This window comes from Cohnella nanjingensis, assembly GCF_014212125.1.
Lineage (GTDB): Bacteria > Bacillota > Bacilli > Paenibacillales > Paenibacillaceae > Cohnella > Cohnella nanjingensis.
In genome coordinates, this window is record NZ_JACJVP010000006.1 from 140,939 (window position 1) to 154,283 (window position 13,345).

The window sequence follows — 13,345 nt, forward strand, 5'->3', positions numbered from 1 at the left end:
CTCCATCCCTCCATGCTGCGGCGCCGCAGCATTTTTTTGCGTGTTCATATTCCGTTCATGTCAGGGCAACGGGGAGTACATCTTTGAAGTTTATGCTTTCCCTAGCAGCCGGTTCAAGGCAGCCATTAACGAATCTAGCAAAGAGAGGTAATCAAAATGAGAAGAAAACGATTTTCGATACCGGCTTTGGCGCTCGTGCTAACAATGCTCGCTCCGGCCAATGCGTTAGCGAACAACAACGGCAATACGCTCGACTTTGCAGCTACTAGCAAAATGGCTTCGGAGAAGGCAGCACTATTAACAGAGACTTACGGCAACGCAAGCGTGCAGTATGCGCTCATCGATCATGGAAGTATCGTCATTTCGGGACATTCCGGCATCAACGGCATAAAGGAGAATAAATCGCTGACTTCCGATACGATATACGGAATAGGATCAACGAGCAAAATGGCTGTTGCCGCGGCTGTTATGAAACTGGTAGATGAGGGCAAGGTGGATTTAGATCTGCCCATTACGCGGTATATTCCTGATTTTAAAATGAAAGACAACCGTTACCATCAAATTACGTCGCGCATGCTGCTGAACCATTCTTCCGGTCTTGACGGATCTACATATGGCAATATGTTGTTGTTTAACGACAACGATACGTATGCACACGATGCGTTGTTAGAGCAATTGGCGACTCAGAGCTTGAAGGCGGATCCCGGGGCGTTCTCGGTATATTGCAACGACGGTTTCACGCTAGCCGAGATTCTCGTTGAGCGAGTTAGCGGCATGAGTTTTACGGCATTTCTTCACAAATATTTTACGGAGCCTTTAGGAATGAAACATACGAAGACGCCGTTGGATGTGGACCGGACGGAAGTGGCAGGGACCTATTCTCCCGCTTACCAAGGACAACTCCCCACAGAGATGCATAATGCCATCGGGGCTGGAGGCATCTACTCCACAGCTGAAGATCTGGTTACATTCTCGCAGATTTTCACGGGGCAAGTCGATGGCATTCTTTCCAGCAAATCGATCGCGGCCATGGCGCAAGAAGAGTATAAGAAGGGCATCTGGCCGGAGGATGCCGATGCTTCTTTTGCATATGGACTAGGCTGGGATAGCGTGAACTTGTTCCCCTTCAGCGAATACGGCATCCAAGCACTGACGAAGGGGGGAGATACGATATTGTATCATTCCTCGCTCGTCGTGCTCCCGGAATACAACATGGCTGCAGCCGTCCTCTCTTCAGGCGGCGACAGCAAGACGGATCAATTGTTGGCGAATGAACTGCTGCTTAGCGCGCTGCAAGAAAAAGGGGTTATTCAAGAACGGAAACCTGCGAAGTCGTATGGCGTGCCTGTGAGGGCGCAGATGCCGCGGGAAGTATCCCGGTATGCGGGCATATATGGTGCTATAAATTCGTTAATGAAGGTTGATATTAATGCTGCGGGCGAAATGTCCATATCTGCGATTCCCGCTTCGAACAATCCTGTCCAAAAGTATATATATACGTCGGATGGCTCTTTCGTGAATGAGGAAGGCACGTCAAAATTCAAATTTGTTGTTGAGAAAAATGGGCGCACCTATTTGTGGTCCCGAATGTATGGGACAATGCCGGGGCTTGGCCAGCTGGCATTCTCCGAATATTACGCCGAGAAGCTCGAAGCCAATCCATTATCCAAAGACGTAGCTGCCGCATGGAAGAAGCGCGAAGGCAAGAAATATTATGTAGTGAGTGAGAAATATACATCTTTGTCGTATTTTATCTCTATGCCCACCCTTCAAATTCATACGAATGAAGCTTCAGGGTATATGGTAACCAACAAGATTAAAGGGGCAAACAAAGCAGTGAATGAACTGCAAATCCCCACTCTATCCGGCCGAGACACGAAGGAACTCAACTTCTTCACGAAGAATGGAGTTGAGTATATGGAGGTGTCAGGTATCTTATACGCTGGCGAGGAGCTTGTAAAGCCGCTATATTCAAGCAAACAATCTGTGACAACCATCCAAGCGGACGGCCATGCCAAGTGGTTTGCAGTGCCTGCGGCTGCCAAAGGAAAGGTCATGACGGTTAAGATGCCTTCGAACGGTGCCTTTGCCGTATATGATCAAGCAGGGATATGCGTAAACGACTCGGTGGTTAGCGGTAAAAATGAAGTTGTTTTGTCGGAAAACGGCAGAATCGTATTTGCAGGCGAAGCTGGCTCCAAGTTCGCGATTTTATTGAAGTAGTGCAAAATGGTCTGACCCATGCATATTACGAACAATTAGACGGGTATGCAAACTTGACTCGACATAAGTAAAAGCCTAATCCTCTTATGTGAGGTTAGGCTTTTACTGATATCAACGGTTTAAGTGTTCCTTTATTTGTCAATACGATGTATTGATAGATAAAGGGACACTTAAGATTGTAGCTCGCTATCTGAACGCAATCACCGAGCTCCAGGCTTCAGCAGGCGTGCTAATTATTTTTCCCGTTTGGGAATGCGGCTTACTGACCATCTTAATACCATTCAGCAACAATTTGCTATTGTTTGGACTCCATGCCATGTCATAAACATCAATCCCTTTGTAAATCTGCTCCTGCCTCAGCAGCGTGTTGCCGTAGAGGCTTGCTGCAAATACAGCGTCCCCCTGGGTATAAGCGATATATTTTCGGTCGCTCGAAAAGCGGAATCTGCCAACATCGTGAAGCAGTTCTGAGCGCAGCTGATTGCGTTGATCATAAGCATACAAAGTGCCGTCCGCCCCGACAAACGCGATTTGATCCTGGTGAATCCACTCAACCTGCAATTCATGGCTGAGCGTATGCTGATCGTGTGCAACAAATGAATCACCACTCAGCTTGCCCCATTCCAATACCGGCTGTTTTTTTGCCCCTTGCTTGACGATAAGCGCTTCTTCGCCGTTATCTGAGATGCTAACAAACAATATCATTTCGTCTGCCTGCAAACTTGGAATCATAAATCGTTTTTTTTCCTTCTCTACCCTATCATATACAAATAAAACAGGTTCCTGTGTTTCATCGATATCGACATAACCGAAGAAGCGGCTATTAGCTGACCACGTCATTTGTGTGAGGGACACATCTTTGCTTTGTGAGACGGCAATTTTCGTATCCTGCCCTTCAACCAACGAATGCAGCGTCATTTCCCATTCGTTATCGTTTGTTTCCACATAGGAAACATAATGTCCATCCGGGGACAATGATACGCTGTTGTACATGCCCTCCCCTTTGAGTGGACGGAGTCCGGTCAGCTTCTGCTGGACGGCGAACGGCTCGTTCACCCGGGCGAGATAGCCTTCGGACTCATCCACGCTAATACCCAGCAGCGAGCTGTCATTGATCCAGCCGACTGGAATGGATGATTCCCTTACGCCATCAAGTACCGTATAGATGGTTTGGACTGCAAACTTTGAAGTCCCTTCATTAGAGCCCATCTGTGGCGTATCGTCCATAACAATCGTTTCCACCCTGGGGGCACCGAGGCATCCTGTCAGCAACAGACAGAAAATCCCAAATACCGCTACATATAAGCCTGCTTGCTTCCTCATTGTTGTCCCCTTTCTTCAACGATTGTCAACGGCAGATAGATCTCCACATCTGTTTGTTCGTTGTCGCTTGTTATCTCAATTTTGCCTTGATGCTCGTCCACTATGGATTTGCATATGTGAAGCCCAAGCCCCACACTGGCCGCTTCGGCAAGATCATGTCCCGCACGATAATAAGGTTCAAATATCCGCTTCAAGTGGTCAGCATCAATCGTTTCTCCTTGATTGCTTACGATCAGCCTGCCTTGACCTTGCACCAGTTCAGCCGCCACGTCAATCTCGGTATGCGCATACGCATATTTAATGGCATTGTCCACCAAATTGATCACCAGTTGCCGCAGCCGATCCGGCTTGCCATACAGAAGCATTTCGTTGGGCGTTCGGCAGGAAATCGTTTTTTTGTAACGCTTGGCCTTCATTGTCATCGCTTCACATACATCCTGCACAATCCGGGCCATATCGACAATCGCTGTTGCGTCATAGGTATCCGCTGCCCCTGATTTTTCAAGCAGCTCCAATACCATTTCATGCAGACGTTTGCTTTCATTCAGGATGTGATTTATCCCTTTATCCAATAGAACAGGATCCCTAGCTCCCTTCATCCGAATCATATCCGCATATCCGATTATCGTTGTCAGCGGTGTTTTCAATTCATGGGTGACCTGATCAAAAAACCGCTTGCGATGTTGATTAAGCGCATCAAGCCTGTCACGCTCCTGTTCTATAATCGCAAACTGCTCCCGAAGCTTCTCAATCATGCGGCTGAAGTTGGCAGCCAGCCTGCCTACCTCATCCTGCTGCTTCACCCCAATGCGAACTTTAAGATTACCGTTGGCCACTTCTGTTGATGCCTTGGTCAGCTTGCTGAGAGGTATAGTAATATGGCGCGAGAGAAGGGTCGAAAACAGAAATGCCGCAGCAAATACAGCCAGTGCGGTCCAACCGATCGTACGCTGCATCTGAGCGCTGTCACTGTACAGAGGGGTGAAATCTTTGGCGAAACGCACAATGCCGATCTTATCACCCTGAACGACCACCGGATATGCAAACAGCGCAGCTGCTTTCCCATCCGATCGGGTCAGCGTAAAGGCCGTCTTTCCTGTCAGCGCCAAACCCAAATCCTCGCTGTCGGATTCAAAAAGTGCCGGCTTGGAAGCATAAATCAATTCCCCCGATAGCGAATACAAGGCTACTTCACTGGATGTAGCATGGTGCAGCTCCGATCCGAGCTCTTCGGCAATCTGTGTTAAATAAATAGCATCGTTGGTAAAATGGTGTGTCAGAAACGATTGCTGAATGTAGCTGTTGCTATTGTTTTTCAAATCATGCAACTGGCTCTTCACAGTGTTGCGGTTGCTGGATTCAATATTGGCTGTCATCCAGAGATACAGGATGAGGAAAAACACGCCGAAAATAATGAGAAAGCCGACCAGAAACTTGCTTTGAATCGAGCGCTTCAAGTTAGCCACCCGTCTGCTTGATGAATTTGTAGCCGATACTGAAGACCGTTACAATCAAATCGCCGAGATCCAGCTTTTTCCGCAAGCGTTGAATATGTGTATCTACTGTGCGCGTATCGCCGACGTAATCATATCCCCAGATATTGTCCAGCAGCTCCGCGCGGCTGAAAATCTGACCCTGGTGGGTATATAGTTTAAGCAGAATATCAAATTCTTTTGGGGTTAATTCGACCTCCTTGCCACCTTTGGTAACTAGCCGCTCAGCGTTCACGATTTCAATGTCTTTGAATCTTAGTCTTGCTTTGACTGGTTTTTCCATACTTCGGTTAGCCTGATCCACACGCCGCAGGATTGTGCGAATACGAGCGCTGACCTCCCGAATATCAAACGGTTTGGTTATATAATCATCCGCACCAAATTCCAGACCCAGCACCTTGTCGGTAATATCGGACTTGGCAGTAATCATGACAATCGGAATATTGTAAGAAGCGGTTACCTTCTTGCATATATCCAGCCCGCTCATATCAGGCAGCATCCAGTCCAGCAATAGCAGATCAGGCTGAAATTCCGGCAGCATCAACAAACCTTCAATCCCGGTCAGGGCGCTTTGTGTCTGATACCCTTCCTCCTGCAGCCCATATTTCAGCAATTCCGCAATGGCGGCTTCATCTTCAATAATCAAGATCTTGGATAGTTTCATTGCAATCCCTCATTAACGGCTCCATTCGCCTTTCGTTATCTTCTTCATTATACATTATCGAACAAACCACCTTTCATTTAGAATCGAATGCGCTGACCATCCATGAGCGGTTCGCTGCTTTCTACAATAATTTCGGCATCCTCATTCCAAAGCTCCTGGGCAATGGCCGTACGTTGATCATCCTCGCCGATGACGGTCACATAGTTTTTGGAGGCATAGAACTGATTGCCAAGCGGGCCGGGCCTACTCTGAGCCGTAAAAACATAGAAGCCATTCCGATCTTGATGCACCGCTTTGCGCGATAGTACAAACGTATCACCGCCTGCCGATTGGGTCAGCTCGACTTGCACCCGATTCCCTGCGCGCAGCGACTTGTCGTGCATGCTTACCTGAACCTGCACCATTTCTTTGGTCGTCTGTCGTTCCTCTGAAGCCGGATTTTTCGTAGCATCGCTCCCCTCCGGCATGTTGCTTTCCTTCCTGCTGTCTGCCTCCATTTTCGTAATTCGCCCTTCCACCAGACGGCTATCCTTTCCAAGAATGCGTACCTTGATCGCGTCGCCCTCCGTCCATTCAGCAGCCATACCGGCCGGGATCTGAATGTCGAATTGCATGCCGCGCTCCGTATTCAGGAGCCGAATATCCGCCCCATTGGAAGGTATATTTTCGATTGCAAGTATAGCAGTGACCCTACCAGTGAAAGGCGCTCTAAGCTCTGTGCGATCCGTCAGCTCCGTTTGCAGCATCTGAATCCGCTTCTCCTGTGCGGAAAGATCCAGCTTCAAGCTTTCCATAGCATTCCGAGCCGCTTCGATTGCCGCAGCATCATCTCCACGCGCTGCCAGCTTGAAGTCATCCTGAAGCTGCTTAGAGCCTAGTTTCATCTTTTTCAGCGCATTCTGCTCCAGTTCTAACTGCTGCTCCTTTGCGGTACGATCATACCTCACCAACAATTGCCCTTTTTGCACAACATCGCCTTCGCGTGCCAGAATTTCTGTCGGCTTTTCTCCCGAAGGGTTAAACAATTCCACCTCCAATACAGGCTGCAGGCTGGATGTGCCTTGAAAGTTGAAATCCAGCGAGCCTGGTGCTGGCGTCTCCGTAACAACTCTCGGCAATGTCAGTCCAATCATCATGTTGCTAAATAATGTCCAGACAAGAAGTATGCCAATAAACAAGCTTGCGATGACAACCACAATACGCTTTCGAGCATTTCGCTTTCCCGAGCTCAACAGAGCCTCCATTCTACACCCCCTTTTCTATAAAATCCTACCCCTTGATGCCGGAATGCTCGATTCCTTCAACCAGATCCGATTCGGCGTACAGAAACAGCAGCACCATTGGAGTCATATACAGTACAGAAGCGGCAAAAATGACCCCCCGCTCCGATTCCTGAATATAAGCCAAATATAGCGATAACGGGTAATCGAACTCTTCTTTCAAAAAAATCAGCGGCTGCTCAACCATATTCCAGTAATCAACGAACAGCAAAATGACCAGTGCCGCCAAACCGGGTTTTGTCAACGGCAAGATAATCTCCCAAAAAATCCGGCCATGTCCCGCACCATCCATTCTCGCTGCCTCTGTATAAACATAAGGCAGGTTTGCCATAAACTGACGGATCATAAATATACCGAACACGCCGAATACCCCCGGCAAAATAACCGCTCCTGACGTGTTCATTAGGCCCAGTCGCTCAATCATCAGGTAATTAGGAACCAGCGTAACCTGAAAGGGCAGCACCATGGTAATCAAATAAACCATGAATAATACATTACGCCCCTTAAAGCGAAGTCTGGCAAAGGCGTAAGCCGCAAGCGTGGCGACCGCAGTTTGTCCGACTACTATCGGGACAACAAGCTTTATCGAGTTCCAGAACATCTGCAGGAATCTGGGCGTTGAATCCAGCAACTTCGCATATTGGCTCAGTGTGACCCAGTCCGGGATCAGCTTCAAATTAACAAATTTCGCTTGAGCCGAAGCATCCGTCACAACACCCAACAAGCCGTAATTAAAGCTCATCTCTCTCTCTGTCATCAGCGAGTTGGTTACCGTGAGCAGTATCGGAAGTATCATGGCAGCAGCTACAAGCCCCGTGAACAATGAGAGCAAAAGACGGGAGAGATTGCGTGAGATTGTCATGATATATTTTCCAGAAATCGATGTTCAATTTTTAATAATCCGGACATCAATATGACGATAAATCCAGCCATAAATATAGCTGCAGCCGACAGCTTCTGAATATCCAGAGAAAAAAACATGTTGTTCATATAATGCTGAATCATATAGAGACGGTCATATGGATAAGCCCCCGCCAGCATATACGTCTCTCGAAAAACTTTAAACGAATTTACAAGCGAAATCAGAATGACGAAAAATAGAGTAGGCGTCAAATAAACAACCGTAATCCCCCAAAATTGACGGAGGCTGCCTGCTCCCTCAATTCGTGCCGTTTCGTAATAGCTATGCGGAATCGTCTGCAGTCCGGCCAGAAACAAGATCATGTTATAGCCTATATTTTTCCACACGTAAATCAGAAGGATGATCATCAATGCTCCATCCGAGTTGAGCCAGTCAACACGCGGCAAATCCAGCCGATGCAGCCAGGCGTTCAGAACACCGTTCCAATCAATGAAGATCTGCGTGATCATGACGATCGAAGCAATCGGCACGACCAAAGGCAGTACAACCGCTGTTTTCATCGCGTTTTTCAGCCATAGCTGACGATTGAACAGGAGGGCAAGCCCAAGGGACAACAAAATCAACAATGGAACGCCAACCCCTGTAAAGAGCAAGGTATTGCCTGCCGCCTTGCGGAAGGAGCTGCTCTCCAGCAGCTCTCTATAGTTGTCCAGTCCAACGAATGTGCCGTCCGTTACCTGGTCAAAAAAAGAATAATAAACGCTCATCACAAGCGGGACGGCAAAAAACAGGCAAAAGCCGGCAAGGCTTGGCGCAAGGAACGGGATGGCCGCTATCCCGTCCTTGCGCAGCCAGCGCCGAACCCAGGATCTATTCATTCAGATAAGTAGTGACTTTGTTCTGAATAATCTTTGCGACCTCTTGGGCAGATTTCTGTCCGTGGAAGTATGCGGGTGATTCCTTCGCCATAATCTGCAAAATCTCTCCATCAAATATCGGTTTGTTGGCGCTTGTGACTAACGAATCCAGCTTCTTTAGATCCTGCTCTGTGATCTTCACAGGACCGCCCTCTAGCATTTGAAGGGGGCCGGCCTGCACCATGTTATCGGTCTTGGCTGTATACAGGGACTTGGATATCGGAAAGGTTCCATTGAATCCCTGCCCCTCATAGGTCAGATCATTGGCTCCCCATGCTGCAGCTGCGCTCGCTTGTCCGGACATCAGAAATTTTAGAAAATCCCATGCCTCAGGCTGCAGCGAAGACTTTGCATGGATTGCAATCTTTAGATACGGCTCAAAATAACCTCCCGGCTGCTGCCCTTCAGCTTTGGGCTTTTCATAAAAAACAAGCGAGTGCTCTTTTGAGTTTTGCATATTAGCAGCATATTGAAAATATTGATACGGTGTAAGAAGCTCATCTTCCCCAAAATAGATTGGGAAACCCTTTGAACCTTCTGTTTGCTTTAATTCTTTCCCGTAGTATAGGACCGTTTGGCCTTTCATCTGTTTAATCTGCTCCAGCATACCCAGGAAGAGGTCCGAGTCAAAGTGAGCGGTACGGTTCACGGCATCTACAAGTCGGTTGTAGTCTGTTCTGGCCATGTTCAGCAATAAATTATTCTCATCAAATGCCATAAATCCGTAACGATCGTCCCGCTTGGCAGTCAACTGCTGAATCGTATCCAGAAATTCCGTCCAGGTCCACGACTGGTCATTAAAGTGGACACCCGACTGCTCTAATAACTGCTGATCCCCCGTCAACGTATGCAAGGAAAACGACAACGGCAGCATGTACAATCCACCTTCACTTGTCTGCAAGCTGTCCAATATGTTCATATAATAATTCTCTTTTTTGAAGGAAGGGTCGCCCTTCAACATATCCCCTACATTCGCGAGCAAACCTTTGGCGACATATTTATCGGCAGGCAATGCATCCATTACCACCAGGTCCGGGCCTTTGCCATTTAGAAAGTCCGCGATCATTGTGGACTTGAATTTCTCCTGCTTGGCTCTTGATATATCTTCACTTGTATTTTTAACGATGTATTTCACGTTGATTTTGGTATTGGGATGCTCTTTCTCATAGGCTTTAGCCGCTGTCTCAAAATACGAATCCCGCTTATACATACTGAAAACAAGCGTGCTCTGTTTGTTCGGATCGGGCGAAGGCATCGCGGCAGGCTGCGTGGCTTGCGTTGAAGCACCTGGCTGTTCAGTGTGGCTATTTGTGATTTGGTTGTCCGTTCCCCCTTCGCCGCTCGCGCTCGTGCAGCCTGTAAATACGACAATAAGCAAGCAGCTTACAACAAACATTGATATTTTTTTCATTCAATTACCGCCTCCATATCATTAGTTACTGATCCCTATTAAGCATAGAAGATACATGTCATCAACTTCCGGAAAACTTGTAAACAAGTTGTTACAAAGCGGCAACGAACAAAAAAACAAGCCGTAGGTCGACGGACCTTTCGGCTTGTTTTGTATGACCTGAATTATCCCGTTCTCATGAATTGAATCGCTATGATCGGTCCTAGACTCGTTCCCGCAAACAGGATAAACGTATAAACCGATACCGCGATGCTGCGCGATGATCCGCTAAACTGACCCACAAGCGAGAGAACAAGCGCCACCAAATGTGAGCAGGAGGTCTTGCGGGCAAGACGGTTCGGAGGAACGATCGAGCAGGATCTGACCTGTCGGTTGGGAACAAAGGCCGCCCTGCCTACTATTATTGTTGATCTTGCGCTTCCAACACTCTAAGCAGCATGACGACCGCTTCTGCCCTCGTCGCCGGACCGTTCGGGACGAACTTGCTGCCGCCGCGACCGCTAACAATGTCTTGCTTGCGGATCGCTTCTACCGCGCCCCTCGCCCATTTCGGGATGTCTTCGTTATCGGCAAAACTGGTTGTTGCATTCGCATCAAGAGTCACTCTCAGCGCTCTGGCAATCATCGAAGCCATCTCCGCGCGAGTGATTTGCGTACTTGGTCGGAAGCTGTCGTCCTCATACCCGCTGACGATTCCCGCTTGCACAGCGAGCGCAACCGCTCGTTTCGCCCAAGCACCGATCTTATCCCGATCTGTGAAGTTAAGCGCCGCGCCTGTTCCGTCCAGTTTCAGCGCTCCTGCCAGCATAACCGTAAATTCGGCGCGAGTAACCGGATGGTTTGGCTTGAACATTCCATCTGGATAACCTGTAACGATTCCATCGTACACGGCTTGCTTGATGCTGTTTTCCGCCCAATGTCCGGCAATATCACGGAAGGAAATCTCAGGCTTCGCTGGGTCTTGGGCAGGTTCTGTTACTTCCTTATCCTCCGCGAAAACTGCAAATTTCGTAAAGTGATTAACCTCTACGGAGATGCGATTGCCTTCAATTTTGCCCCCGGAGATTTTCGCCCATTCCTTCTTCGCTTCGTCATAGTAGAATACGACGGGAACTTGAGTATCCTTCAACCTAGACGGATCAAATGCGAAGATCAGCGTGACCGGTTTCTTGAAGTTCTCCGGGAAGTTTTTTAGAATCTCGTAAATGGGGCTCGCAAGTTTATCCCTTTCCGTCGGAAGCTCCTGCGTGTCCAATACTTTCTCTATGGTCAGTGTCAGTTCTCTGTCGGAAGCGCCTGTCGGAATGATGACGGTAACGTCTTTCCCCAAACTGACCTCACCCCCTCCACATGTGGGAAGGGTTAACTTACCATCCGTGGAGATGACTTTGGCATCACATGATGGTGAAGAAACTCCTCCATTGCTGCTGCCTCCGCTGTTCGCCGTCCACTGCGCATAAACGGTTATATCTGCGGTGACTGCTGTTGTGGCATTGAACGGATCGCCTTGTCCGGTTGTTTTCGGGTTCCATCCTGCAAACGTATAACCGGTTCGAATCGGCGGCGTCGGCAGCGTTCCAACGTTCCCTCCGTATACGGCTGTAATAACCGCCGGATTGGCGTCCGCATCTCCGCCGTTCTTATCGAAGGTCACGGTGACAGGGTCTGCCGTCCATTGCGCATAAACGGTTATATCTGCGGTGACTGCTGTTGTGGCATTGAACGGATCGCCTTGTCCATTTGCTTTCGTGTTCCATCCTGCAAACGAATAACCGGTTCGAGTCGGCGGCGTCGGCAGCGTTCCAACGTTCCCTCCGTATACGGCTGTTATAACCGCCGGATTGGCGTCCGCATCTCCGCCGTTCTTATCGAAGGTCACGGCGTAATTCATGGCATCCCACTTGGCATACAACATCATAGTCCCTGTTACCGTATCGGTCGCAAAGTCCCATTGATTGTTTAGCGTTTCCTCTTTGTACCAGCCGACGAATGCATAGCCTTCCTTCTTTGGATCAGATGGTTTCATCACCTTTCTGCCGTAATTGACGGTTTGCGCATTGATCTCATCGTCCCCGCCTCCGCCAATATCAAACGCCACTTCGTATGTAACATTATCCCATTTGCCATAAATCGTCATCGGCTCTGGAGCAGTGCCATCCCATTGCCCGATGTAGTCTTCATCCTTATACCACCCGTTAAAAGAAACATTATTTATGGCTTGGTTGGAAAATGAAGATGAGGTTAATGCCGGTTTTCCTTCAAATATAACCTGATATAGCTGATTATAAGCAAATGCATAACTCCCAATGCTTGTAATGCTAGCTGGAATCGCTACACTGGTTAGTTGATTATAAGCAAATACAGCATTCCCAATACTCGTGACGCTAGCCAGAATCGCTATACTGGTTAGCTTATTATAAACAAATACATTATTCCCGATACTCGTAACGCTAGCTGGAATCTCCACACTGGTTAGCTGATTGTTCTGAAATGCAGAATTCCCGATACTCGTAACGCTAGCTGGAATCGCTATATTGGTTAGCAGATTATAAGCAAATGCAAAACTCCCAATACTCGTAACGCCAGCTGAAATCGTTACACTGGTTAGCTGATTGCTAAGGAATGCACGCGTCCCGATACTCGTAACGCTAGCTGGAATCGCTACACTGGTTAGCTGATTATAAGCAAATGCAGAATCCCCAATACTCGTGACGCTATCGGGAATCTTCACACTGGTTAGATTTTTTCTCTGAAATGCCGAACTTTCTACTGCTGTAACGGGTTTGTTATCAATCTCTGGCGGGATCTCTACAGCCTTCACTGAGTCATTGTGATAGCCAGTGATCGTGATATTCGTGCCATCATCTTGCCATTCAAAATCCGATACCGCATTTTCCGCATGGACCGTTAGATTTCCCCATGGCAAACCAAGTAGGAATAGAATAACCAGTATACTGCTGATTTTCTTCACATTGAAACGCCTCCTTTTTCTCCGTTGTTCTTCATCTGTCGATTAGTCGGTACTGTTCCCCATTCCCAACTCGGAGTCCTAAAACAGCGTCTCCGTCAAATCTTCAGGCCGCTATTCCCCTGTCGCAATCAGTTGAAGTTGTCATTAAGCTGCAAGCCTCCTCCCCTACTCTATTCCAATTTACGGCGAAAAAAAATCTCC

Annotated in this window: 9 protein-coding genes and 1 pseudogene; 1 reads left to right on the top strand and 9 read right to left on the bottom strand. The window is 48.1% G+C overall.

Annotation, left to right across the window (positions count from 1 at the left end; genetic code table 11):
* Positions 1 to 156 precede the first annotated feature (156 nt).
* Positions 157 to 2,223, top strand: coding sequence for a serine hydrolase domain-containing protein (locus H7C19_RS05210; RefSeq protein ID WP_185141512.1), 2,067 nt, complete (start codon positions 157 to 159; stop codon positions 2,221 to 2,223).
* Positions 2,224 to 2,409: 186 nt separating this feature from the next.
* On the opposite strand, the gene H7C19_RS05215 is transcribed toward H7C19_RS05210, so the two are convergent.
* From H7C19_RS05215 to H7C19_RS05250, 9 genes and pseudogenes are all read right to left on the bottom strand, one after another.
* Positions 2,410 to 3,546: a hypothetical protein gene (locus H7C19_RS05215; protein ID WP_185141513.1), complete on the bottom strand. Its 1,137-nt coding sequence runs from the start codon at positions 3,544 to 3,546 to the stop codon at positions 2,410 to 2,412.
* Complete coding sequence (locus H7C19_RS05220) at positions 3,543 to 5,012, bottom strand: HAMP domain-containing sensor histidine kinase (RefSeq protein ID WP_313731387.1); 1,470 nt, start codon at positions 5,010 to 5,012, stop codon at positions 3,543 to 3,545. The genes H7C19_RS05215 and H7C19_RS05220 overlap by 4 nt, the downstream gene beginning before the upstream one ends.
* Complete coding sequence (locus H7C19_RS05225) at positions 5,005 to 5,703, bottom strand: response regulator (RefSeq protein ID WP_185141515.1); 699 nt, start codon at positions 5,701 to 5,703, stop codon at positions 5,005 to 5,007. The genes H7C19_RS05220 and H7C19_RS05225 overlap by 8 nt, the downstream gene beginning before the upstream one ends.
* A 77-nt stretch (positions 5,704 to 5,780) precedes the next feature.
* The gene (locus H7C19_RS05230; RefSeq protein WP_185141516.1) at positions 5,781 to 6,947 is read right to left on the bottom strand and encodes an efflux RND transporter periplasmic adaptor subunit; all 1,167 of its coding nucleotides are present in this window, start codon (positions 6,945 to 6,947) and stop codon (positions 5,781 to 5,783) included.
* 25 nt (positions 6,948 to 6,972) lie between these two features.
* Positions 6,973 to 7,845 (bottom strand): carbohydrate ABC transporter permease, encoded by an 873-nt coding sequence (locus tag H7C19_RS05235; RefSeq protein WP_185141517.1) that lies wholly within the window; start codon positions 7,843 to 7,845, stop codon positions 6,973 to 6,975.
* The gene (locus tag H7C19_RS05240) at positions 7,842 to 8,723 is read right to left on the bottom strand and encodes a carbohydrate ABC transporter permease (protein ID WP_185141518.1); all 882 of its coding nucleotides are present in this window, start codon (positions 8,721 to 8,723) and stop codon (positions 7,842 to 7,844) included. Before H7C19_RS05240 ends, H7C19_RS05235 begins: the two co-directional genes overlap by 4 nt.
* Positions 8,716 to 10,173 carry an ABC transporter substrate-binding protein gene (locus H7C19_RS05245; RefSeq protein WP_185141519.1) on the bottom strand — a complete coding sequence of 486 codons (1,458 nt, stop codon included), beginning with the start codon at positions 10,171 to 10,173 and terminating at the stop codon, positions 8,716 to 8,718. Before H7C19_RS05245 ends, H7C19_RS05240 begins: the two co-directional genes overlap by 8 nt.
* Positions 10,174 to 10,340: 167 nt before the next feature.
* Positions 10,341 to 10,475 (bottom strand): annotated as a pseudogene (locus tag H7C19_RS34620) (MFS transporter); the annotation flags it as partial.
* Positions 10,476 to 10,573: 98 nt separating this feature from the next.
* Positions 10,574 to 13,144 (bottom strand): InlB B-repeat-containing protein, encoded by a 2,571-nt coding sequence (locus tag H7C19_RS05250; RefSeq protein ID WP_185141520.1) that lies wholly within the window; start codon positions 13,142 to 13,144, stop codon positions 10,574 to 10,576.
* Positions 13,145 to 13,345: the final 201 nt, after the last annotated feature.